26 protein-coding genes are annotated in these 21,739 nt (G+C 68.0%); all 26 read left to right on the top strand.

The window, feature by feature from the left end; genetic code table 11:
• The first annotated feature begins 8 nt into the window (after positions 1–8).
• The 26 genes from V8324_RS10060 to V8324_RS09935 all read left to right on the top strand — a co-directional run bounded on the left by V8324_RS10060 (position 9) and on the right by V8324_RS09935 (position 21,693).
• Positions 9–1,520, top strand: a complete 1,512-nt coding sequence (locus V8324_RS10060; RefSeq protein ID WP_336419839.1) for a phage portal protein — start codon at positions 9–11, stop codon at positions 1,518–1,520.
• Positions 1,520–3,043 carry a S49 family peptidase gene (locus tag V8324_RS10055; protein ID WP_336419802.1) on the top strand — a complete coding sequence of 508 codons (1,524 nt, stop codon included), beginning with the start codon at positions 1,520–1,522 and terminating at the stop codon, positions 3,041–3,043. The genes V8324_RS10060 and V8324_RS10055 overlap by 1 nt, the downstream gene beginning before the upstream one ends.
• A 92-nt stretch (positions 3,044–3,135) precedes the next feature.
• Positions 3,136–3,516 (top strand): head decoration protein, encoded by a 381-nt coding sequence (locus V8324_RS10050; protein WP_336419801.1) that lies wholly within the window; start codon positions 3,136–3,138, stop codon positions 3,514–3,516.
• 72 nt (positions 3,517–3,588) lie between these two features.
• Positions 3,589–4,611, top strand: a complete 1,023-nt coding sequence (locus tag V8324_RS10045; protein ID WP_336419800.1) for a major capsid protein — start codon at positions 3,589–3,591, stop codon at positions 4,609–4,611.
• Between the two features lie 11 nt (positions 4,612–4,622).
• Entirely contained in the window at positions 4,623–4,934 is a 312-nt protein-coding gene (locus V8324_RS10040) for a head-tail joining protein (RefSeq protein ID WP_336419799.1), read from the top strand.
• Between the two features lie 5 nt (positions 4,935–4,939).
• Positions 4,940–5,572 carry a DUF6441 family protein gene (locus V8324_RS10035; RefSeq protein ID WP_336419798.1) on the top strand — a complete coding sequence of 211 codons (633 nt, stop codon included), beginning with the start codon at positions 4,940–4,942 and terminating at the stop codon, positions 5,570–5,572.
• A 129-nt stretch (positions 5,573–5,701) separates the two neighbouring features.
• Positions 5,702–6,295 (top strand): hypothetical protein, encoded by a 594-nt coding sequence (locus tag V8324_RS10030; RefSeq protein WP_336419797.1) that lies wholly within the window; start codon positions 5,702–5,704, stop codon positions 6,293–6,295.
• 78 nt (positions 6,296–6,373) lie between these two features.
• Positions 6,374–6,799 carry an acyl-CoA transferase gene (locus V8324_RS10025; RefSeq protein WP_336419796.1) on the top strand — a complete coding sequence of 142 codons (426 nt, stop codon included), beginning with the start codon at positions 6,374–6,376 and terminating at the stop codon, positions 6,797–6,799.
• Between the two features lie 66 nt (positions 6,800–6,865).
• Positions 6,866–8,137: a phage tail tube protein gene (locus V8324_RS10020; RefSeq protein WP_336419795.1), complete on the top strand. Its 1,272-nt coding sequence runs from the start codon at positions 6,866–6,868 to the stop codon at positions 8,135–8,137.
• On the top strand, positions 8,137–8,586 hold the full coding sequence (locus tag V8324_RS10015) for a hypothetical protein (protein ID WP_336419794.1): 450 nt from the start codon (positions 8,137–8,139) through the stop codon (positions 8,584–8,586). The genes V8324_RS10020 and V8324_RS10015 overlap by 1 nt, the downstream gene beginning before the upstream one ends.
• A gap of 11 nt (positions 8,587–8,597) precedes the next feature.
• Positions 8,598–8,804, top strand: a complete 207-nt coding sequence (locus tag V8324_RS10010) for a DUF7697 family protein (protein ID WP_336419793.1) — start codon at positions 8,598–8,600, stop codon at positions 8,802–8,804.
• Positions 8,805–8,847: 43 nt separating this feature from the next.
• Positions 8,848–11,373: a phage tail tape measure C-terminal domain-containing protein gene (locus tag V8324_RS10005; protein WP_336419792.1), complete on the top strand. Its 2,526-nt coding sequence runs from the start codon at positions 8,848–8,850 to the stop codon at positions 11,371–11,373.
• Positions 11,374–11,381: 8 nt separating this feature from the next.
• Positions 11,382–11,984 carry a DUF2460 domain-containing protein gene (locus V8324_RS10000; RefSeq protein WP_336419791.1) on the top strand — a complete coding sequence of 201 codons (603 nt, stop codon included), beginning with the start codon at positions 11,382–11,384 and terminating at the stop codon, positions 11,982–11,984.
• A 10-nt stretch (positions 11,985–11,994) separates the two neighbouring features.
• Positions 11,995–12,858 (top strand): DUF2163 domain-containing protein, encoded by an 864-nt coding sequence (locus V8324_RS09995; RefSeq protein ID WP_336419790.1) that lies wholly within the window; start codon positions 11,995–11,997, stop codon positions 12,856–12,858.
• 19 nt (positions 12,859–12,877) lie between these two features.
• Positions 12,878–13,309, top strand: coding sequence for a C40 family peptidase (locus V8324_RS09990; protein WP_336419789.1), 432 nt, complete (start codon positions 12,878–12,880; stop codon positions 13,307–13,309).
• A complete protein-coding gene (locus V8324_RS09985) occupies positions 13,309–16,809 on the top strand; it encodes a phage tail protein (RefSeq protein ID WP_336419788.1) in 3,501 nt (1,166 codons plus the stop codon). The genes V8324_RS09990 and V8324_RS09985 overlap by 1 nt, the downstream gene beginning before the upstream one ends.
• Complete coding sequence (locus V8324_RS09980) at positions 16,810–17,532, top strand: hypothetical protein (protein ID WP_336419787.1); 723 nt, start codon at positions 16,810–16,812, stop codon at positions 17,530–17,532.
• Positions 17,532–17,723 carry a hypothetical protein gene (locus tag V8324_RS09975; protein WP_336419786.1) on the top strand — a complete coding sequence of 64 codons (192 nt, stop codon included), beginning with the start codon at positions 17,532–17,534 and terminating at the stop codon, positions 17,721–17,723. The genes V8324_RS09980 and V8324_RS09975 overlap by 1 nt, the downstream gene beginning before the upstream one ends.
• Complete coding sequence (locus tag V8324_RS09970) at positions 17,720–18,703, top strand: hypothetical protein (protein ID WP_336419785.1); 984 nt, start codon at positions 17,720–17,722, stop codon at positions 18,701–18,703. The genes V8324_RS09975 and V8324_RS09970 overlap by 4 nt, the downstream gene beginning before the upstream one ends.
• Positions 18,700–19,245 carry a hypothetical protein gene (locus V8324_RS09965; protein WP_336419784.1) on the top strand — a complete coding sequence of 182 codons (546 nt, stop codon included), beginning with the start codon at positions 18,700–18,702 and terminating at the stop codon, positions 19,243–19,245. The genes V8324_RS09970 and V8324_RS09965 overlap by 4 nt, the downstream gene beginning before the upstream one ends.
• A gap of 86 nt (positions 19,246–19,331) precedes the next feature.
• Positions 19,332–19,640 (top strand): hypothetical protein, encoded by a 309-nt coding sequence (locus tag V8324_RS09960; RefSeq protein ID WP_336419783.1) that lies wholly within the window; start codon positions 19,332–19,334, stop codon positions 19,638–19,640.
• Between the two features lie 179 nt (positions 19,641–19,819).
• The gene (locus V8324_RS09955; RefSeq protein WP_336419782.1) at positions 19,820–20,500 is read left to right on the top strand and encodes a YcbK family protein; all 681 of its coding nucleotides are present in this window, start codon (positions 19,820–19,822) and stop codon (positions 20,498–20,500) included.
• A complete protein-coding gene (locus tag V8324_RS09950; RefSeq protein ID WP_336419781.1) occupies positions 20,500–20,757 on the top strand; it encodes a hypothetical protein in 258 nt (85 codons plus the stop codon). Before V8324_RS09955 ends, V8324_RS09950 begins: the two co-directional genes overlap by 1 nt.
• 28 nt (positions 20,758–20,785) lie before the next feature.
• The gene (locus tag V8324_RS09945) at positions 20,786–20,920 is read left to right on the top strand and encodes a hypothetical protein (protein ID WP_336419780.1); all 135 of its coding nucleotides are present in this window, start codon (positions 20,786–20,788) and stop codon (positions 20,918–20,920) included.
• Positions 20,921–20,942: 22 nt separating this feature from the next.
• Positions 20,943–21,344 (top strand): hypothetical protein, encoded by a 402-nt coding sequence (locus V8324_RS09940; protein WP_336419779.1) that lies wholly within the window; start codon positions 20,943–20,945, stop codon positions 21,342–21,344.
• A 148-nt stretch (positions 21,345–21,492) separates the two neighbouring features.
• Positions 21,493–21,693, top strand: coding sequence for a hypothetical protein (locus V8324_RS09935; RefSeq protein ID WP_336419778.1), 201 nt, complete (start codon positions 21,493–21,495; stop codon positions 21,691–21,693).
• The last annotated feature ends 46 nt before the right edge of the window (positions 21,694–21,739 follow it).

The following is a 21,739-nucleotide window of genomic DNA, read 5'->3' as shown; positions in this document are numbered from 1 at the left end:
TGACCGCGATGAACTGGCGGCAACGCCTCGGCGCCTTCATCGGCGGGTTCGACGCGGGCCAGCACCACCGTCGGCTGCGGGGATTTCGTGCCACCCGCGCGCATGTCAACGCGCTGATCGCGGCCTCGGGGCCCGACATCACCGCCCGGGCGCGCTGGCTGGTGCGCAACAATGGCTACGCGGTGAATGCGGTGGAAAGCTGGGCCGCCAATACCGCGGGCGACGGGATCAAGCCGATCTCGAAGATCGCGGATCCAGCCCGCAAGGAAGAGCTGCAGCGGCTGTGGCTGGCCTGGACCGACGAGGCCGATGCCGAGGGGCTGACCGACTTCTACGGGCTGCAGCGCCGGGCCGCGCGCGAGGTCTTCATCGCCGGCGAGGTGTTTTTTCGGATCCGGCCCCGGCGCCCGGAAGACGGGCTGCGCGTGCCGCTGCAGCTGCAGATGTTGCCGGCGGAAATGCTGCCACTGGAGCAGAGCGGGACGGCGGCCAATGGCAACGCGATCCGCCAGGGGATCGAGTTCGACCGGATCGGGCGGCGCGTGGCCTATCACTTCCTGCGCCGTCATCCTGGCGACAGCACGGAGCCTGGCCTCGCCGGCGAGATCACGCGGGTGCCGGCCGCCGAGGTGATCCACGTGATCGACCCGGTCGAAGGGGGTCAGCTGCGCGGGGTGTCGAAACTCGCGCCCGCGATCGTGAAGCTCTTCCTGCTCGATCAATACGACGACGCCGAGCTCGACCGCAAAAAGGTCGCGGCGATGTACGCGATGTTCGTGACCTCCCCCGCGCCGGAAAACCCGCTTGCACCGCCGGAGGACGAGTCGGATGCCGGCCTCGAGATCAGCCCCGGCCAGATCGTGCGGCTCGATCCGGGCGAGGATGTCACCGTGGGCCAGCCCGCCGACAGCGGGGCCACCTACGAGCCCTTCCAGTACCGCACGCTGCTGCAGATATCGGCGGCTCTGGGCATTCCATACCCATACCTTGCCAATGACATGGTGAAGGGCAACTTCTCCAACTCACGGCTGGCACTGATCGAGTTCCGCCGTCGTGTTTCGGCCTGGCAGCACTCGGTCATGGTCTACCAGCTGTGCCGTCCGCTCTATGCGCGCTGGATGGATGCGGCCGTCTTGTCGGGCGCGCTGACCTTGCCGGATTACGAGACCAACCGATCCCGGCTGCTCACCGCCGACTGGCTGCCGACCAAATGGGACTGGGTCGACCCTCTCAAGGACGCCAATGCCGAGATCGTCCAGATCGAGGCGGGGCTCAAATCCCGCACGCAGGCCATCGCCGAGCGCGGCTTTGACGCCGAACAGGTCGACCGCGAGATCGCCGCGGAACATGCCCGCGAGCGCGCACTGGGCCTCGACTTCCGCCGCCCCGGCTCGCCCGCGCAGGGCGCCGCGGACGTGCCGGTTCATGGGGATGATCGAGACGGGACCCCGTCCGACGACGCAGACGACGATGACGACACCGCGGAGACCCGCCCGCGCCCAGACGAGGACCAGCCCTGATGCTTCACGCCCGCATTGCCGCGCGCGCCTTCAACACGCCGCTGCTGGTCGAGCCATCCAAGGCCATGGCGTTCCTGTCGGGACTTGGCCCGCGGATTCTGGGGCGGCAGGTCGAACTTGCCGATCAAGACAGCACGGTCGACATGTCCGGCATCGCTACTCTCTCCGCCCAGGCCAGCCTCCTCACCGGTGGGCTTGCCGACCGCTATCGCCAGCATGGCGAGGCGCCATTTCCGGTCCTGGATGGGATCGCCGTGATCGCGATCTCCGGGGTGTTGATTCATCGCGGCGGCTGGATCGGGGAATCCTCCGGCCAGACCAGCTATGAGGGAATTGCCGCGCAGATCGAAGCGGCGGCCAGCGACCCGTCCGTGCGCGGCGTGGCGCTGGAGATCGACAGCTCCGGCGGCGAGGTGGCCGGGGTGTTCGATCTGGCCGACCGCATCCGCGCGCTCCGCCGCGACAAGCCGGTCTGGGCCTTCGTGGCCGAACACGCCTTCTCGGCGGGCTATGCGCTGGCCTCTCAAGCAAACCGCATCCTGCTGCCGCGCACCGGCGCGGTGGGCAGCATCGGAGTTGTCGTGATGCATGCCGATCTCAGCGGCCAGCTCGACCGGGACGGCGTGCGCGTGACGCTGATCCATGCGGGATCCCACAAGGTCGACGGCAACCCCTACGCACCGCTGCCGGACGCGGTCCGCGACGACATCCAGGGCGAGATCGATGTGCTGCGGTTTCTCTTCGCCGAGACCGTCGCCGCGGGTCGCGCCGGGCCCCTGAGCCAGGACGCCGCGCTCGCGACCGAGGCCGCGATCTATCGTGGGACCGATGCTGTCACGGCGGGGCTGGCCGACGAGATCAGCGATCTCGCGCGCGGCTTCGCCAGCTTTCGCGCGCATGTCGCACACACGCAAACCCGGCCGCGTTCGGCCACACGGGCAGCAATGCCATCCCGATCCAGCCCCCAAACCACCACCCGAAAGGAGACCGCCATGGCCCATGCGCCAGATAATGAGACCACGCAGCAAGACAGCGTCGACAATGTGCAGCAGGACGACGAGAGAAATGCTGCGCCTGATCGATCCGAAGATAGCGCGTCTCTCGAGGCAACCGGCACACCGCACACGCCTGATGCGGCGGCTGCGCCAGCCACACCAGCGCCCGGGGTCGCATCCGCATCTTCACCGGCATCTCCACAGGCATCAGCAATGGATCAAACGTCCTCGCAGCCCGGACCCGGCAATCTGGCTGAGCTTTCGGCGCAGCTGCGCCAGGAGGCGGTGGAAATCACCGAGATCGCCGCACAGGCGAGCCGCCTCGGGGTTGCCATCGACGCGGCGAAAGCGCTGCGCGAGGGCACCACGCCGGAGGCCCTGCGCAGTCTTGTCCTCAAGCGCGCCAGCGCCGCAACCGACGCCCGCGATATCGTCGCCGCCCCGCCGTCGCCGGTCCTGCCGCAGGCGCAGGAAAGCCCGATTGTGGCGGCCGCAAAACGCGCGGTCGCGACCAGCACGAAAGCCTGACCCGCAACCGAACCGTCCTGCGCCGCGCAACCGATCCCCGCCGCATCCCCGGTGGGGGATGTCTTTTGTTCCCCTGATACAGGATCGCCACCATGCCCGTTCTGACCCAACCACCCACCATGGGCGATGTCCTCAAATACGAGGTCAACCCCAACTACACCCGCGAGACCGTCATGCTGCTGCAGGGCATGCCGTACCCGGTCGGCTCAGTGCTGGGTAAAATCACCGTGAACGGCGAATACAAGCTGGCAACCTCAGGCGGAACTGACGGCGCGCAGACCGCCGGGGCCGTGCTGCTCTACGCGGTCGATGCCACGCCCGGCGATGCCGTCGGCGTCGTGCTCATGCGCGGCCCCGCGATCGTGTCGCGCGCGGCGCTGGCTTACGACGGCACCGTCGATGACGCGACCAAGATCACCACCAAGATCAGCCAGCTGGCGGCCCTCGGGATCATTGTGCGCGACACGGCCTGATTGCTTCAACCATGCCATTCCTTGACGGCCCGGCGCGGCACGCCTCCCTATATCCCTTCCCCGGAGATCTCCATGACCCTCACCCGTAACCCGTTCGACGCAGGCGGCTATTCGCTCGCCGAAATGACGCAGGCCATCAACATCCTGCCCAACCTCTATACCCGCCTCGGCCAGATCGGCCTTTATCGCTTCGAGGGCGTCACGCAACGCTCCATCGTGATCGAGCAGCGCGAGGGCGTCCTCAGCCTGCTGCCCTCGGTCCCGCTCGGCGCGCCCGCCACGGTCGGCAACCGCGAGCAGCGCTCCATGCGCAGCTTTGCCCTGCCGTGGATCCCGCATGACGATGTGATCCTGCCTTCGGATATTCAGGGCATGCCCGCGCTGGGCGTGTCGGACGCTGCGGACCCGCTGGTCGAGGTGATGAACCGCAAGCTCACGCTCATGCGCCGCAAGCATGCCCAGACCCGCGAATACATGGAGATGAACGCGCTGCGCGGCATCGTGAAGGACGGCGCGGGCACCACGCTCTACGACTACTTCACCGAGTTCGGGCTCACCCGGATCTCCGTCGACTTCGTGTTCGGCACGGCTGGCACCAATATCCAGGGCAAGGTCCGCGAGACCCTGCGCGGGATCGAGGACAACCTTCTGGGCGAGACCATGACCACCGCCCATGCGCTGGTCAGCTCGGAATTATTCGACAAGCTGATCGCGCATCCCAAGACCGAGGACGCCTACAAGTTCTACTCGGCCACCGGCGGCCAGCCGCTGCGCGACGACATGCGCCGCGCTTTCCCTTTCGCGGGGATGCTGTTCGAGGAATATAACGGCTCGGTCACCCTCTCGAATGGCAGCTCGGAACGACTGATCCCCGCGGGCGAGGGCATCGCGTTTCCGCTCGGCACGTTTGATACCTTCACCACCTATGGCGGTCCCGCGAACCTGCTGGAGACCGCCAACACCGTCGGCCTGCCGCTCTATGCCCGCCAGATGATCGACGCCAAGGGCCGCTGGATCGACCTGATGACGGAAAGCTCAATCCTGCCGGTCAACAAGCGCCCGCGGCTGGCGATCCGCCTGCACAGCTCGAACTGACGGGTAAGGCCATGTCGATCTTCGCCCTTGCCATGGACACACTCTTTGGCGATCCCAACATCGCCCGCGATGCTGTCTATATCTCGGACGCGGGTGCGCCCGTCCTGATCCGCGTGGTCACCCGCCGCGCGGACGACGTCTCCAGCTTCGGCGACGCGCGCATCTGGTCGGAGACCACGCGCATCGATCTGCGCGTGGCGGAGGTGGTTCAACCGCGTCCCGGCGACCGGATCGAGATGGATGGCGAGGCGTTTCTCATCCAGGGCGAGCCGGTGCGCGACCGCGAGCGGCTCGTCTGGACCATTGACCTGAGGCCTGCGTGATCCTCATGAAGTTCAAACTCGACATCACCCCCGACCTTGCCACCATGATGGCCGCCGAGATCAAGGCGGGCGAGAAGGCTGTCACGGCCGCCACGCGCGAGGCCGGGACCAGCCTCAAGACCGCATGGCGGAGCCAGATCACCGGTGCAGGGCTGGGGCTGCGGCTGGCGCGTACGATCCGCAGTGAGCAATATCCGAAGGGTCAGCCCAGCCTGAACGCCGCCGCGCTGGTCTGGTCGAAAGCGCCCGACATTATCAGCGCCCACGATACCGGCCCGCTGATCCGCTCGCGCAACGGCTTCTGGCTGACGATCCCGACAGCAGCCGCCGGCAAGTCCCGCCGCGGCGGCCGGATCGGCCCGGTCGAATGGGAGCGCCGCACAGGTCTGCGCCTGCGCTTTGTCTACCGCCGCTCCAGCCCGAGCCTGCTTGTCGCCGAGGGGCGGCTGAACAAGGGTGGCCGTGCGGTGGCCTCACGCTCGAAAACCGGCCGCGGCCTAACCACGGTGCCCATCTTCCTGCTGGTGCCGCAGGTCAAGCTCCCGAAACGGCTGGATCTCGACCGAGATACAGAGCGGGCGCATGGCGCGCTGCCGAGACTGATCGTGGTGAACTGGGTGGACGGGCGGCTTGGGTGACGGTTGGGTGCGTCAATGCACATCGGTCAAACCGTTAGAGCGGCGCAACCGATCTGCCTTGCTTTCAAACCGGTGGCCCAAAAGGTAACGTGCCGTTAGGATTGACGTTAAAACGCGCCGTGAAACACCATGCCCACGACCGTAAGATTGCAACAGGACAACGCCTTTTTGCTGAAAGCCCAGCAGCAGTTTCGGCGAGCAGCAGATGTGGTGACGGAGGCATGGTCGACTTTCCCTGAGGTGATGACGATCGCGGTCATCGGGTCGGTTGCCAAGCCCCTGTGGAAGGAAGTCCCGCGTTTCGCGCCATACCGGCGTCGTGGAATACCCCTTTGGCATGAATGCAAGGATCTGGACCTGGCTCTATGGCTCGATGACTTGACCAATCTTGGCGCGTTGAGGCGCGCAAAGGCAGCGGCGCTCCGAAGGGAGCATGAACAGCAGCCGGACTTTGGCGTTGCGGATCATCAGATCGACATCTTCCTGTTCGAGCCGGGAACAGATGCCTATCTTGGACGCCTTTGCAACTTCAACCGCTGTCCGAAAGGGCGGCCGGAATGCACAGTCCCGGGCTGTGGAACTGTGCCATTCATGCGCCAGTTTGCGGATTTCTCGGTGTGGCCCGATATCCTCTCGGGTGCGGACAACGCGACGCTATACACGCGAGATGGCGGCATCCAGCGTTCGGCCTTGACCCTGGCCGAGCCTCTCGACGCTCCGTAATCGTCGCAGCTCGCTACGGGCCAAGCTGCGATCTGCATGCCCATCCACTTTCAGTAACCAGATCTGAGAAGCCTTCCAATGCCCTCGACCCGCGAGACGATCCTTTCTGCGCTGACGGCGCAGCTGGCCGCGCGCGCCGGCGCCGAGGTGCGGCGCAATGCGACGCTACCCGAGCGGGTGCCGACAGGCGGGCTGGTGATCCTGCGCGACGGTGAGCCGGGCGCGCCGGACGTGACGCTGAGCCCGTGGCGGGCGTGGTATAGCCACCGCGTGGAGATCGAGGCGTTCATGCCGCCCGGCGCGCCGGAGGCGGCGCTCGACGCGCTGCTCACGCGCATCGGGGCCGCACTGGCGCAGGATGACAGCCTCGGCGGGCGCGTCGAGTTGATGACGCCCTCGGCGCCGGAGCTGCAGCCGGTGCCGGTGGAGGGCGGCGCGCCATTTCTGGCCGCCACCCTCGCGGTCACGCTGGACTACCAGGTCAGCGATCCGCTGACCGGCTGAGCGCGCCCGAGAGGCGCGCAGACACCAAAACCACAAGACACATTCCGAGATCACAGGAGGATGCCCATGGGCAAGCAACGCGCCTACGGCGCCGATGCCACACTCAAGGCCGTGCGCGAGACGCAATATGGCGGCGCAACTATTGGTCCCGTGCGCCGGCTCGATTTCAAGACGGCAGACCTGTCGGCGAGCATCCCGCTCGGCGATGACCCGCTGCTGGGACGCGGGCGCAACGCGCAGGCGCCCTATCGCGGGCTGGTCACCGATGAGGGCCAGCTCGAGATCCCGTTCGATCTGCAGGGCACAGGCTGGTGGATGACGGCGCTGTTCGGCGATCCCGAGACGACCCCGCAGGCGGCGACGGGGCTTTTGAGCTTTGCACAGATCCCCGTCCCGGGCGACACTTTCACGCTGAACGGGGTGACATGGGGCTTTGTTGCGGGCGTGGCGGCGGGAAACGAGACGGAGATCGGCGCCACGCTGGCGGACACGCTCACCACGCTGGCCGCTGACCTGAACGCGGCCACCGATCCGGCCATCGCCGCGGCCACCTATGCCGTGGAAGACGACACGGCGCTGGGGATCACGCACGCCACGCCCGGCCCGGAGGGCAATGCCTTCACGCTGGCCGCCTCGACGGCTGTGCGCTCGGCGCCAACGCTTACCGGCGGTGGGTATCGCCATGTCTGGCGCAGCGGGGCCGACACGCTGCCGTCCTTTCTCCTCGAGATCGGGCACCCCAAGCTCACGAGCCCGGTCTTCTTTCGCCATCCGGGCGCGGTGCTCGAGGAGCTGTCCTTCCAGATGGGCCAGGAAGGGCCGGCCAATGCCACCGTCTCGGTGGTCGCGCAAGGCGAGGAGACCGAAAATTCGACGCTGGAGGCCAACCCCACCGCCTTCGAGCTGCGCCGCTTCAGCCAGGGGCGCGGGCGCATCAGCCGCGCAGGGACCCCGCTCGCGGGTGTGACAGCCGGCTCGCTAACCTTCTCCAACGGGATCGAGCGGGTGCGCTCCATTCGTGAGGATGGCCGGATCGATGGCGCGGATCCCACGCTCGCGACCTGCGAGGGATCGCTGACCGTGCGCTTTGACGGCGAGACGCTGGTCGCCGAGGCCGCCAGCGGCGATCCGGTGGCGCTGGTCTACGGCTTCTCGATGGCCCCGGGTTACGCGCTGAGCTTCACCCTGCCGCAGGTCCACCTGCCCAAACCCAAATATGCGATCACCGGCCCCGCCGGGGTCGAGGCGAGTTTCGAGTGGCGAGCCGCCGCCGATGCGGCCGGCGTCATGCTCGAGGTCGCCCTGCTCAACGATGTTGAAACACATGGAGGGACCTGATGATCCGTCTCGACCTCAACCAAACCTCCGACTGGCTCGATCTCGGGCACGGCGTGCAACTGCGCGTGGCCCCGATCACCACCTCGCTGATGAACCGCGCCCGCGAGGAGCCGATCCTCGCGGACCTGCCCGAGGAGGCCAGCGCCAATGCGCGCGGCATCGCGCTGGCTAAGGCGCTGGCGCGCGTGGCGGTGGATGACTGGGCGGGGGTGCATGACGAGGCGGGCGCACCGGCCGAGCTTTCGCCCGAGGGGCTCGACGCGCTTCTGGAGATCGTGCCGATCTTCGAGGCGTTCCAGCTGCGCTACGTGGCCCCGGGCCTGCATCTGGAACAGGAAAAAAACGCCTCGGCGCCCTCGCAGACTGGCACTTCGGCGGGGGCGCCGAATACTGCGGCAACTGCGGCCAAATCTGCGAGGCCTGCCCGGCGCGGCAAAACGCGCCGCTGACGCGCGAGGGCATGCTGGCCTGGGATGTCGCGCGCGAGGCCACCGGCCAGTTGCGCGTCTCGGGCGGCGCGGTCGTCGGCTGGGACATGGGCGCAGTGCTGGCGATGGCCGACGCAAACGGGCTCGACCGCAGGGCGGCGGTGGAGCTTCTGCCGGTGATCGAGGCGACGATGGTGCGCGCGCTCAACGCGCAGATCCGGGCGCAGCGCCCGCAGTGACCATCCACACCCCGAACGCAAAGCAACAGGGATCGGAGGCCCAATGACCAGTGCTGTCAAACAGGTCACGGTGCGGCTGGCCGCCGAGGGCGGCCGGCAGGTCCGGGCCGAACTGAAAGGCATCGGCGAAGACGGGGCCACCGCCTTCCAGCGCCTGAGCTCGGAAATGGAGGCGGCCAATGCGCGCGCTGACCGGTTCTTTCGCCGGCTGCGGATTGCGGCCGCGGCGGGGGCGGCCGCCGCGGCCACCGCCGCCACGGCCATGATCCGCTCCGGGCTGCAGGCCGTCGATGCGCAAGCCAAGCTGGCGCAATCGCTGGGCACCACCGTCGAAAGCATCCAGACGCTGGAGCGCGCGGGCGAACTGGCGGGTATTTCGATGTCGGGCATCGAGCAGGCGACGAAGGATCTGACGCGCCGGCTCAGCCAGGCGGCGGCCGGGACCGGGCCGGCGGCCGATGCGCTCGACCGGCTGGGCCTGTCTGCCACCACACTGATAGCCCTGCCGCTGGACCGGCGTGTCGGCGCGATCAACGCGGCGATCGCGGAGTTCGTGCCGGTCGCCCAGCGCGCCGCTGTCGCGGGTCAGCTTTTCGGCGAGGAAGGCTCCATCGCGATGAGCCGGATCGACACCGCGACGCTGCGCCAAGCGACCGCGGACATGCGCGCTTTCGGGGTGGTGGTCTCCGAACAGGATGCCGCCCAGATCGAGCGGACCAATGATGCGATCTCACGGCTGGGGCTGATCTGGCGCGGGCTGGCCAACCAGCTGGCCGTCGCGGCCGCGCCCGCGCTCGAAGTCGTGGCAGAAGCCATGGCGGCGCTGGCCGCGCGGAGCGGGCCCGTGGGTCGTGCCATCGCATCCGTGCTGGACAATCTCGACCGGCTTGCCGCGACGCTGGCCGCGGTCGCGGGGCTCGTGGCCGGGCGCTTTGTTGCGGGGCTGATTGCTGCGGCCTTCAGCGTGCGGGGGCTTGCCACGGCGCTGGCGGTGTTGCGCGGCGCGCTCATCCGGCTGCCCTTTGTCGCGCTGGTGATCGGCGCACAGGAGCTGATCCTGCGCTTTGGCCGGCTGGTCGCGGCCGCGGGGAATTTCTCGGGCGCGCTCGATCTGCTGCGCGGCGTGGCCGCGGAGGTCTGGGACCGCATGGGCATTGGTGCGCAAGCGCTCGGCGCGACGGTGGCCGCGGCGTGGGCGGGGATCCGCGCCAGCGTTGTCGAGGGGGTGCAGGCCAGCCTCGACGCGGTATCGCGTGGCGCGTCGCTGATGATCAACACATTTCAAGGCGCCTTCGCGGCGGTGCGCGAGATCTGGTCAGATCTGCCGGCGGTGCTGGGGGATTTGGTGATCACCGCGGCGAATGCGGTGGTGCGGGGCGTGGAACGGTTGCTCAATGCGGTGATCGGGCGCGTGAACCGCTTCATCTCGGGTATCAATACCGCCCTTTCCGCCCTGCCATCCTGGGCCGTCGGTGATGGCGGGCTGCGTATCGGGGCCATTGAGGATGTGAGCTTTGCCGGAATCGAGAACCGCTTTGCAGGGGCGGCGGAAAAAGCTGGCGGTGCTGCGGCTGAGGCGTTCACGCAGGCGTTCGAGCGGGACTACCGGATCCCGGACCTTGGCCTGAGCGCGTATGCCGAAGACGCGCGCGCCACGCAAACGGCGCTGCGCGGCGTTGCGGATGAGCTGAGCGCGGCGGCAACGGGGCCGCTGGAGTCCGTGCAGGCGATCCGCGCGGTGTTGGCGCGGACCTCGGAGGAGGCCGAGGGCGCGGCCGATGCCGTCTCGGGCATTGGCGCAGCGTTTGACGCCATTGCAGGCGGTGAGGATGGCGCAGCAGGTGGTGCTGGTAGCGGCGGCGCAGCCGGGCGCGCGGCAACCGCGGCAAGCGACGCCGGCGCCGCCATCGATGCGGCTGGCGAGCGGGCCGCATCGGGATGGGACCAGGCACGCAAGGGGCTTGATGACTACGCTACCCGCGCGATGGAGACCGGCCGCCAGATCGGCGACGCGCTGGCCGGGGCCTTTCGCGGGGCCGAGGATGCACTTCTGGCGCTGGTCACGAAGGGCAAGGTGGATTTCCGGGATCTGGCCAATTCGATCCTCGAGGACATCACCCGCATCGCGCTGCGCTCGGCGGTGCTCGGCCCGCTCGCCAACTGGCTGGGCGGGGCGCTCGGCGGGATCGGCGGCGGTCTTGGCGGCAGCCTCACCGCGGCGGTGGCGCATTCCGGCGGCGTGATAGGTGTCTCGGCACTGCCGCAGCGCCAGGTGCCGACGCTCGCCTTCGCCGGTGCGCCCCGCATGCATGCCGGCGGCTTCGCCGGGCAGAGCGCGGGTTCCGGCATGGCCGGTCTGCGCCCAGACGAGGTGCCTGCGATCCTGCAACGCGGCGAGCGGGTGCTGTCGCGCCGCGAGGTATCCGAGGCGCAGCGCGGCGGCCGCGGCGGTGGTGTCACCGTCAACATGAGCATCACCACGCCGGATGCCGACAGCTTCCGGCGTTCGCAGGGCCAGATCGCCGCCGAGATGAGCCGCGCCATCGAGCGCGCGCGGCGCAACAGGTAGGAGAAAAGATGAGCGACTTTCACGATGTGCGGTTCCCGCCCGCGATCGCCTACGGGGCCTCGGGCGGGCCTCGGTTTATGACCGCGATCACCGCCACGCAGAGCGGGCGCGAGCAGCGCATTGCGCAATGGCAGCGCTCCCGCGGCGAATGGAACGTCTCGACCGGCATCCGATCGCGCGGCGATATCGAGGCCGTGCTCGCCTTCTTCTATGCCCGGCGCGGCCGCGCGCACGGCTTCCGGTTCAAGGACTGGACGGATTTCCGGGCGGCCGGGCAGCTGCTCGGGACCGGCGACGGCCAACAGACCGCCTTCCAGCTGGTGCGGCGCTACGACAGCGGCGGCGCGGTGCATGCGCGGCGCATCACGCGCCCGGTCGAAGGCACGGTCGTGATCTATCGCGACGGTGACATTGTCTCGTCCGGTGTGTCCGTCGATCACGCGATGGGCGTTGTCACCTTTTCGAACGCTCCTGACGAGGGCGTCGCGATCACCGCGGATTACGAGTTCGACGTGCCGGTGCGGTTCGACACCGATGCCGCCGATCTCACCGTGGAGACCTTCGAGATGCAGCAATGGGGGCGCATCACCGTGGTGGAGATCCGCGAATGAAGGCTGTGTCATGAAGACGGTATCCCCAGAGCTGGCCGCGCATCTCGAGGGCGATGTGCTCACGCTGGCCACGTGCTGGCGGCTGGCGCGCCGCGACGGCGTGGTGTTTCGCGCGACCGATCACGATGTCGATCTGGTGGTCGATGGCGAGATCTACCGCGCCCGCGCGGGCTATTCGCGCACCGCAGTGGCCTCGGAGGCGGGGCTCGCGGTCGGCAATGTCGATCTCGAGGGCGTGCTCGACGATGCCGGGCTCGAGGCGGACGCGTTGCGCGCCGGGCTCTATGACGGCGCCGAAGTGCGGATCTTTGTGGTCAACTGGCAGGACCCGTCGCAGGGCACGCTGCGCCTGCGCCGCGGCTGGCTGGGCGAGGTGATGCTGTCGAGCGAGGGCGAGTGGCGCACCGAGCTGCGCGGCCTCTCGCAGGTGCTCGCACAGCGGCTGATCGAGCCCTACACGCCAGACTGCCGCGCCGATCTCGGCGATGCGCGCTGCGGGGTGGACATCCGTGACCCGGCTTGGACGCGGCCGGGTACGGTGACCGCGCCGCTCGATGCGCTCTCGTTCACTGCGATGATCGATATCACCGAAACGCCCGATGACTGGTTCGCCGGCGGCGTGATCCGGTTCACCTCCGGGCCGAACAGGGGCCGGGCCATCGAGGTCCGCGGGTCGAGCCTCGCAACCGGGGATCTGGTCCTGTCCTTTCCGCCCCCCTTTCCGGTCGGCACAGGCGACGCGTTCGAGATCTGGCCCGGCTGCGACAAGCGGCTGACGACCTGTATCGACCGGTTCGACAATGTGCTCAATTTCCGGGGCGATCCCTTCGTGCCGGGGACTGACAAGCTGACGGAGACGCCCAATGCGCGGTAAGCCACTGCACGAAGAGCCAATGCACAGTGAGCCACTGCGTGCCGACAACGTGATCGCGGAGGCGCGCCGCTGGATCGGGGCGCGCTGGCGCCATCAGGGGCGCGGGCCGGCCGGCGTGGACTGCATCGGGCTGCTGATCGTCGTCGCCGATGGCTTGCGCGTGCCGCATCACGATGTGCAGGGCTATGACCGGCGCGCGACCAGCCACCGCCTTGTCGAGGAATTCGCCGTCGATCTCGCGCCCGTTCCGCTCCCGGAGGCGCGCCCCGGCGATATCCTGGTCTTTGCCGAGACCACATATCCGTGCCATGCGGGGTTTCTCACCGCGCGCCACGGCGTGCCGCATCTCCTGCACGCGCATGCGCTGCGGCGCTGCGTGCTGGAGGAACCACTGGTTGCCCCCTGGCCCGACCGCCGGCGCGCGGCCTGGCGCATGCCGGGGATGATCTGATGGCAGTGCTGGCCATCGCCGGCGCGGGCGCGCTCGGCAGCACGGCGCTCGGGCTCGGCTGGCAGGCCGGCTGGCTGATCGGTTCGACCGTCGGCTCGCTGCTGTTTGGCCCCGACCAGCCCGATATCGAGGGCCCGCGGCTGCGCGATCTGTCGGTGACCTCGTCGGCCTGGGGCGCGCCCATCCCGCTGATCTACGGCACGATGCGGGTCTCGGGCAACGTGATCTGGGCGCCCGGGATCCGGGAAGAGCGCCAGACGCGCAAGGTGGGCGGCAAGGGCGGCGGCGGTCAGCGCCAGACCACCTATGGCTATTACGCCTCCTTCGCGCTCGGCCTCGCCGAGGGCCCGGCCGGCGATCTCATCCGGATCTGGGCCGATGGCAAGCTCATCCATGACGCGCGCGGCACCAATCCGGACGTGTCGATCCCCGGGCTTGAGTTCCGGTTTTACGAGGGAGGCGAGGACCAGCTGCCCGATCCGCTGATCGAGGCCACTGAGGGCCACGGCCGGACGCCGGCCTTTCGCGGGCTGGCTTACCTGGTGTTCGAAGATCTGCCGCTGGAGAATTTCGGCAACCGCATCCCCAACATCACCGCCGAGGTGACGTTCAACGCTCAAGAGGCCTATCCGGCGCTCAAGAGCACCAACCTGCCGGGTGGGGCGCTCGACAGCGTGCTGACCGATTACGGCAGCACAGACTGGCAGCGCCAGCGCCAGCTCATGCTTTCACCGGACGGTCTGCGGCTCTTCGATCTGCGCACGCTGGAGGAACTGGCGCAGGGGCGGCCCGAGGATATGATTTCCGACGCGCTGGCCGAGGCGCTGAACCTCTACCGGGACAATTACAGGTTCGATCATTGCTTCATCGGCGGCGACGGGTATGCCTACACTCAGGTCGGCATCAGCAACACCAAACCGGTCGTCAAGATCGATCTCGACGCGATGGCGGTCGTGGACAGCTTCGGGCGCCGCAGCAACAGCCTGAGCAACAACGCTGGCGGGTACGCGGCGCTCACGACACTGGGCTGGATGCGCGCGCTCAGCCTGACCGGACCTGTCGATGTCCTGATCGCCTCGGGCCGGTTCGGCGGCGGTCATGGCTGCGTCCGGGCCGATACCATGGAGTTCCTCGCCAACCTTCCGCGCATGGGCCCCGGGCCGACCAATGTCGAGAATGTCGTTCAGGGTCTTGTGGGCGACGGCGTCGGCGAGGCGTGGATCCTGCGCACGTCGAATACCGGCACGGCCAGCACCATTCCCATCGAGCGGCTTCGCGTGCGTCCGGGCGCGCCCGGCCCGGTCGTCGAAAACGCCGGGCACTGGTCTCTGACCCCGGCCGACATCCACCCGGATGCGACGGGCTTCACCTACGAGCCGGCCGGGGCGGTCTACGACCCCGTGGATGACGCGCTCGTTTGGATCAGCGCGCTCGCGTTCCCGGATGCGCTCGCGGATCTCACCGGGCGGTATGCGGTCAAATGGCGTCCCGGTGACGGGGTGATCTGGGCGACGCGGCTGTCGCTCTTTGCCTTCTCCACAACCCGCAAGGAGAACATGGCCATCGCCAAATCCCGTACCGAGGGCCGGCGCATGGCGTGGCATCGCGAACCGCAGGTCAGCCAGGTCGATCTGCGCACCGGCGCGGAGATCCTGTTCACCGAAGGCTTCGCCGCGGGCAGCATCTTTGGCGGCGGTGAGGCCGCGGGGTATGATGCGCGTTCGGACACGCTCACGGGCTATGTGCAGACCGGATCGGCCGCCACCCGGCTGTTTCTCAACCGCACCGCCGGCGACGGCGTGACGCCCGGCGCGATCGTCGCCGATATCTGCGCCCGCGTCGGGCTGGGGCCGGCCGATATCGACGTGTCGCAGATCGGCGCGCCGCAATTGCAGGGCTACGCCATCGGCCGGCAGGGCTCGGCGCGGTCAGGCATAGAGCCGGTGGCGCAGGCCTTTGCCTTCGATGCCGTCGAATCCGATGACCGGATCCGCTTCATCCCGCGCGCGCGGTCCTCAGATGAGGCGCCACTTCTGTCATCAGACGATCTCGTGCCCACCCGCGACACCGGCCGAGTCGTCCAGCTCCAGCGCGTGCAGGAGACCGATCTGCCCGAGCGCATCACCGTGACCTATCAGGACACGAGTGGCGACTACAATCAGGGCGCGCAATCGGCCACACGAGTCTCCCAGCCCGTCGCCACCATGGGATCGCGCGACAAGCGCGACATGGAACTGCCCATGGCGCTCGAGGCCACCGAGGCCAAACGCATCGCCGAGCGCCACATGGCCTCGGCCTGGATCGAGCGCGACGCCGTCGAGTTCGCCCTGCGGCCGGGATTCCTGCGCCATGACCCCACCGACCTGCTGCGCGTGTCGGCGCCCGGCGGAAGCGAGGTCGCGGTCCGGCTCACGCAGGTCGAGATCGGCGCGGACTGGGAGCTGCGCGCAAAGGGCGTGCGGCATATCGGGTCGGCCTATGTCTCCGAGGCCATCGGCGCAACCGGCACCGGGGCCCAAACCTCGGGTGTGCTGGGCGATGTGCCCTCGAAATGGGTCGTGCCGCAGGTCCCGCTGCTGCGCGACCGTCATGATACCGGCGGTGTGGCGTCGCGGCAGTATCTCTTTGCGGCCCCGCGCGTCGCGGGGCCCTGGACCGGCCTGTCGCTCTTTCGCTCGCGCGACGGGGCGGACTGGGACATCCCGGCGCGCATCAGCGATCCGGCGCTGATCGGCACCCTGCGCGCGGCGCTCGGGCAGCCGCGGTCGGTCTGGACATGGGATACGACCAACGCGCTCGAGGTGCGCCTGCGCGATCCCGACGGCCAGCTCAGTGCGGTCTCCGATCTGCAGCTGCTCAATGGTCGCAATGCCGCGCTGGTGGTCGATGCCGATGGCGGGGGCGAACTGATCCAGTTCCGCGATGTCACGCCGCTCGGCAATGATAACTACCGGCTCTCGACGCTGCTGCGCGGGCGGCGCGGCACGGACGGACGGCTCGCGCATGCGGCCGGGGCGGTGATCGTGGTGCTCGAGGACGAGGGCGCGCTCTTCACCGAGCCGCTCGGACTGGTGGGACAGCCGCTGCGCTATCGCGGCGTCGGCCGGGGCGAGGCGTTTGAGGAGGCGGACACGGTCACGCAGATCCTGCGGGGCACCGATCTCAAGCCCTACGCCCCGGCGCATGTCGCGGGCGCGTGGACGGCCGCCGGCATCACCCTGTCCTGGCGGCGCCGCACCCGGATCGGCGGCGACTGGCGCGACGGCACCGGCACCGTGCCGCTCGCCGAGGCGGCGGAGGCCTATGAGGTGGATGTGCTGGGTGCCGACGGCGAAGTCGTACGGGTGCTGGAGAGCGCCACGCCGCAGGTGCTCTATCCGACCGCCGACGCGGAGGCCGACTTCGGCGCGGTGCCGGGCACGCTCACCCTGCGCGTCCATCAGATCAGCGCAGCGGTCGGGCGCGGCTTTCCGGCGACGGCCACAGTGCAGGAGACATGAATGAGCACGCCCAATCTCGCCATTGCCCATATCCAGGCATCGCAGGACCAGAAGGAGGTCACCGCCAACGCCGCCTTCGATGCGCTCGATCTCGCCATGACGGACTCAGGGATCCTCGATGTCGGCGCCGGCGGCATCATCCCTGTGCCGTCCGCGCAGGCGCTCGGTCTCGTGCGCCTCGTGCTGACAGGTGCGCCTGGCGCCGGCGTCACGGTCGCCTTCCCGGCAGTTAAGCGCCTTGTCATCGTGTGCAACGAGGCGGATGCCGTGGCCATCATCACGCGTGCCGGTGGTCCCGGCGAGACGACGGTCGAGCCGGGCGATCAGCGGATCCTCTATCTCTCCGGCGGTGGTGTTCAGCCCGCCGCGCGCGAGATCTACGATTTCGGCGCCGTGTCCATGGCCACACCCGGCCCGGGCGAGGTCATCGGAAAGGTGGTGATACCGCGCGATGTGCGTCTGCCGGCGGATCTTGCAGGCGCGGCCGGGCATGTCGACGTGCCGCCCGACGCCGCCTGGTCGGTGGATGTCACGGTCGACGGGCTCACCGTCGGCACCATCAATGTCTCCACCACTGGCCTGGTCACGTTCACGACCACCTCGCCGGATCCGGTGACGATCGACGCCGGATCGGTCGTGCGGTTCGTCGCATCCTCGTTTGCCGCCCCGGCCGAGGCATCTGTTGCAGGCCTGGCCGTCACCCTGCGCGGCGCGGTGATCTGATGCCGCTGCTCTTCACCGCCCTGTTCCTGTCCGGCGACGCGCCTGATGTGAACGTCCAGCAGTTCGCGGGGGCATGGATCGACGCCAATGATGCCGGCTCCCTGGCGCAATGGCGCGGGCAGCCCTCCGGCAATGTCACTGATGGCGACCTTGTCGGGGTGGCCGAAAACCAAAGGGAGACCCTGGAATGACCATTCTTGCCGCAACCAGCGAGTTCGACGGCTTCACCGAGCTGCCTGCGCTCTCGGCGCTCATCAGATACACCGACCTGACGGAAAGCGGCCCCAATTCGCGCGTGGGCAACGCGGTACTCTACCCGGCGCGCGCGCGTCTCGGCTTCACGCCGACCAATGGCGTCTGGCTGCACAGCCGCATTCTGCCGCGGGCCAGCAGCGGCGCGCATGACGGGCCGTCCTGGATCCTCGGGCTCGAGGATGCCGATGGAAACGTGATCTGCGGTCTCTGGAATCCGAGCTCCGGCTCGCAGGCCGAGGACACATTGTGGTTGCGCACGCATGCCGGCCTCGAGATCGCGGTGCCGGTGTTCGGGGCGGCGCAACTCGACATGTATGTGAAGATCGGCGATCCGGACGGGGTCTTTCTGGCCTATATCGACGGGATCCTGCAAGTCGTGCACGAGGGCGTTCTCAAGCCGGGGACGTCGGAGCTCGTCGCATCGCTGCGCGTTGAGGGCTGTTCGGACCGGACCAACGATTTCTACAATGTGCCATGGGCCGAGCTGATCATCGCGGATGGTCCGACGCTCGGATTCAGGCTGCACACGCTGCCTCTGGTTTCCGACGGGACCCCCGCGGAGTTCGCGGGGTCGGTCGCCAGCATCTCCGGCATCGCGTTTTCGGATGTCGCGGATGCCATGGTCGCAAGCGCGGTCGGGCAGGCACATGTGTTCAATCTCGCCGACATGCCCGCGTTGCCCGCCGACACCACCATCTTCGGGGTGTCGTTCGTCGCGGCCGCGTTCAAGAGCGGAGCCTCTCCGGTGCAGCGTTTCGACGGCCGGGCCGGTGCAGCGCTTCTGGGAGCCCCTGTCGATATCGCTGACGCGCTCGGCGCTGTCCGGTTCTTCTGGGATGTGAACCCGGCAACCGGGGCCGCCTGGACGGCGTTGGAGATTGACGCGACGCAGTTCGGGCTCGAGGCGCTCGCGTGACCAACGATGCCGGCATCCGGAAATCAACGGCGTTCGTGGTGGCGGGTCAGGAAACCGACAGCAGATCCGCCGTTCGAAAAGCCACGGCCCATGTCGTCGAGGGTCTGGAAACTGAGGACAAATCCGCCATTCGAAAGTCCGCGGCGTTCGTGGTCGCAGGTCTGGCAACAGACACGACGTCGGCCGTCCGGAAGGCGTCGGGCCATGCGCTTGTTCGGGACATCTCGGACCTCTCGGGCGACATGTTCGGCTTCAAGGATCGGCCGGTCTACCGCGCCGGCACGGTCATGCCTTTTCTGGACTTCGGTGAGGGAGCTGGGTTCAGCGTCAACATTCCGCAGGCGCAGGCCGGCATCTGGACGCTGATGATTTACCGGCCGGACGACACGTTCACCGAGGACGTGATCCCGCTCTCGGCCGGGATCAATGCGCTCGCGCTATCCGGCACCGCCAATCAGGTGATGCTCTTTCCCGGGGCGCTGGACAGCGCGACGCGCGACCACATCCACGCGGTCGCGCGCAACCGCGCCGGCATGGGATGACGGCGGTCTGATCCGGCCGGCCTGGTGTCGGTGGCCTCCACCAAAACCCGCAGGACCCATCATAAGCATCAGCACAGGGAGGCACCATGTCCGAGCGCCAGAGCTTCACCGATCAGATCATCCAGGCGTTCCGGGATCATGGCGTGGCGGCCGCGATCGGCGTCTGGTTCACCTTCATCGGCGGGTTGGCCGTCGCGGTCACGCGCAAGGCATTTACCAACGAGGCGCTGCTGCACAAGCTCGAACAGGAGCTCGACGCCGAGCGCCTGCGCATCGAGAAGCGCCGCGACGAGGACCGGCGCGTCGATCACGACCGGCTCGAGCGCATCGAGCGCGACATCCACGACATGCGCAACCTGATGTTCGCCGCCTTCCAGCGCGGGCGCGAAGACTGAGCACCGCGCGTCAGGCGCGTCCAGCGTAGCGCGCGCACGGCACACCCGGACGCCTGGCGCTTCGCGACGCGCTCTTTCCGGTCTCACGACGCGCATTTCCGAAATCCGCCCACCACGCCCTGCTGCCCGTCCGGGCCGCGGGGTTGATCCCGTTTTATCACACTCCGAAGGAGCCTCTCATGTCCGACCCAATTCGCAGTTTCCGCCATTTCCGCGAGGTGCCCGAGCATCTCTGGCGCTGGCCCGACTTCTCGCCCGCCGAGATCGCCTGCCGCGGCACCGGCCAGCTCAAGCTGCACCCCGAAGCGCTCGACACCTTGCAGGCGCTGCGCGATCGGCTGGGCAAGCCGCTGATCATCAACTCGGCCTATCGCAGCCCCGAGCACAACCGCGCCGTGGATGGGGCGACGCACTCGAAACACATGGAGGGCACAGCCTTCGATATCTCCATGGCCAACCATGATCCGGAGTCTTTCGAACGAGCCGCGCGCGAGGTGGGGTTTCTGGGCTTCGGGACGTACCCCCGCTCGAACTTCATGCATGTCGATCTTGGGCCGGCACGGCAGTGGGGCGTGCCGTTCCCGCCGCGCGCGACGCCGTTTGCGCCCGAGACACCGCCCGCACGCGAAGTGCTGGCCGAGAGCCGGACGCTCAAGGGCACCGGGACGGCCGGCGTGGCTACCGCGGGGGCTGCCGGGGTCGAGGTCACGCAGGAGGTGCTGGCCGAGACGCAGGGCGCGGTCCTGCCGCTGGTGCCGTATCTCGACACCCTGCGATGGGTGTTCATCGTACTGGCGCTCGGCGGGATCGGTATCGCCGTCTGGGCGCGGGTGGATGACTGGCGCAAGGGGCGGCGCTGATGTGGGGCAAACTGCTTGCCGGGATTCTGGCCCGGCCATGGGCGCGGCGGCTGGCGGCTCTCGCGCTCGCCGCGCTCACCATCGTCCTTTTTCTTCTCAACCTCCGACGCAGCGGCGAGCGCGCGGGCCGCGCCGCCGAGCGGTTGGACATGCTGGAGCGCAATGATGCCGTGCGACGACAGATGCTACTTGCTGCCGCCAACCGCCCTCGTGATCGCGATACTGTTCTTGAGCGGTTGCGCGGGGGTCGCTTCTGACACCCCGCCCAGCGCCTGCCCGCCGGTGGTGGCGTACAGCCGGGCCGAGCAGGTGCGCGTGGCGGAAGAGCTGGCGGCGCTGCTGGAGGATGCGGTGATCGTGGAGTGGCTTGCGGATTATGCGGTGCTGCGCGACCAGGCGCGGGCCTGCACAGGCCGATGAGCTGGAACCGCCGTTCGGAATTGTGGCGCGGGCGCCCGGTTGCGGCTATTGTCGGGCGATGAAAAGGGACGACGAAAAGCGCATCGCGGCGAAGCTGGCCAGGATCATGGCCATGCTCTGCGTGCGCAACACGCATCTTGAGACCATCCATGCCGGCAAGACACCGATGACAAGAACCGGCGATTATTCGGACGTGTTTGTCGTGGATGCCGATGGCCGGCGAATTCCCTGGACGGACGTTTCGCATATCGATGAGGACGAAATGCGCGACCTGATGCGCGACATCGTCAACCGCCTGTACACATTCCATCTCTGCGCTGACGATCCCAAGCTTCAGGCGCAGATCGAGCGCTGGATGGGTGTCTCGTCGAAATGGGACGAGCCGGAAATCGACCCGAGTATGATCAGCCGCGGCGCTGAATAACGCTGCAATGCATCGACCGCGACCGCTGTGGTTTCGCCACCGAAGGCGCGGGCCTGTCATCACCCGCAGCAAACCCACTGATATTCAACTGGACTATGCGCGCCCATCGCGCCTGTTGTCGTCCTGACTGACGCAAGGAACGCCCGCCATGAACCCCAAACACCCAGACATCACCGTCGAACTTTCTGGCCATGACGGCAATGCCTTTTCCGTTCTCGGCCGCTGCCGCAAGGCGGCGCAGGAAGTCGGCCTGCCTGAGAATGAGATCGCCGCCTTCTTGGCTGAGGCCACGGTAGGCGATTATGACCATCTCCTGCAGATCGCCATGCGCTGGTTCGATATTCGCTGAGGACCTTCCTTCGCACGGTCCTGTGAGGCATCTCAATACAGGTTTC

The organism is Roseovarius sp. D22-M7 (assembly GCF_037083785.1).
Classification (GTDB): domain Bacteria; phylum Pseudomonadota; class Alphaproteobacteria; order Rhodobacterales; family Rhodobacteraceae; genus Roseovarius.
The sequence above is the reverse complement of the archived record's forward strand: the minus strand, read 5'-3'. Positions and strand labels throughout refer to the sequence as shown.

Bases quoted from the DNA above. Each gene is read 5' to 3' on its own strand.
- V8324_RS10060 (WP_336419839.1), top strand. From the start codon at position 9: ATGAACTGGCGGCAACGCCTCGGCGCCTTCATCGGCGGGTTCGACGCG.
- V8324_RS10055 (WP_336419802.1), top strand. From the start codon at position 1,520: ATGCTTCACGCCCGCATTGCCGCGCGCGCCTTCAACACGCCGCTGCTG.
- V8324_RS10050 (WP_336419801.1), top strand. From the start codon at position 3,136: ATGCCCGTTCTGACCCAACCACCCACCATGGGCGATGTCCTCAAATAC.
- V8324_RS10045 (WP_336419800.1), top strand. From the start codon at position 3,589: ATGACCCTCACCCGTAACCCGTTCGACGCAGGCGGCTATTCGCTCGCC.
- V8324_RS10040 (WP_336419799.1), top strand. From the start codon at position 4,623: ATGTCGATCTTCGCCCTTGCCATGGACACACTCTTTGGCGATCCCAAC.
- V8324_RS10035 (WP_336419798.1), top strand. From the start codon at position 4,940: ATGAAGTTCAAACTCGACATCACCCCCGACCTTGCCACCATGATGGCC.
- V8324_RS10030 (WP_336419797.1), top strand. From the start codon at position 5,702: ATGCCCACGACCGTAAGATTGCAACAGGACAACGCCTTTTTGCTGAAA.
- V8324_RS10025 (WP_336419796.1), top strand. From the start codon at position 6,374: ATGCCCTCGACCCGCGAGACGATCCTTTCTGCGCTGACGGCGCAGCTG.
- V8324_RS10020 (WP_336419795.1), top strand. From the start codon at position 6,866: ATGGGCAAGCAACGCGCCTACGGCGCCGATGCCACACTCAAGGCCGTG.
- V8324_RS10015 (WP_336419794.1), top strand. From the start codon at position 8,137: ATGATCCGTCTCGACCTCAACCAAACCTCCGACTGGCTCGATCTCGGG.
- V8324_RS10010 (WP_336419793.1), top strand. From the start codon at position 8,598: ATGCTGGCCTGGGATGTCGCGCGCGAGGCCACCGGCCAGTTGCGCGTC.
- V8324_RS10005 (WP_336419792.1), top strand. From the start codon at position 8,848: ATGACCAGTGCTGTCAAACAGGTCACGGTGCGGCTGGCCGCCGAGGGC.
- V8324_RS10000 (WP_336419791.1), top strand. From the start codon at position 11,382: ATGAGCGACTTTCACGATGTGCGGTTCCCGCCCGCGATCGCCTACGGG.
- V8324_RS09995 (WP_336419790.1), top strand. From the start codon at position 11,995: ATGAAGACGGTATCCCCAGAGCTGGCCGCGCATCTCGAGGGCGATGTG.
- V8324_RS09990 (WP_336419789.1), top strand. From the start codon at position 12,878: ATGCACAGTGAGCCACTGCGTGCCGACAACGTGATCGCGGAGGCGCGC.
- V8324_RS09985 (WP_336419788.1), top strand. From the start codon at position 13,309: ATGGCAGTGCTGGCCATCGCCGGCGCGGGCGCGCTCGGCAGCACGGCG.
- V8324_RS09980 (WP_336419787.1), top strand. From the start codon at position 16,810: ATGAGCACGCCCAATCTCGCCATTGCCCATATCCAGGCATCGCAGGAC.
- V8324_RS09975 (WP_336419786.1), top strand. From the start codon at position 17,532: ATGCCGCTGCTCTTCACCGCCCTGTTCCTGTCCGGCGACGCGCCTGAT.
- V8324_RS09970 (WP_336419785.1), top strand. From the start codon at position 17,720: ATGACCATTCTTGCCGCAACCAGCGAGTTCGACGGCTTCACCGAGCTG.
- V8324_RS09960 (WP_336419783.1), top strand. From the start codon at position 19,332: ATGTCCGAGCGCCAGAGCTTCACCGATCAGATCATCCAGGCGTTCCGG.
- V8324_RS09955 (WP_336419782.1), top strand. From the start codon at position 19,820: ATGTCCGACCCAATTCGCAGTTTCCGCCATTTCCGCGAGGTGCCCGAG.
- V8324_RS09950 (WP_336419781.1), top strand. From the start codon at position 20,500: ATGTGGGGCAAACTGCTTGCCGGGATTCTGGCCCGGCCATGGGCGCGG.
- V8324_RS09935 (WP_336419778.1), top strand. From the start codon at position 21,493: ATGAACCCCAAACACCCAGACATCACCGTCGAACTTTCTGGCCATGAC.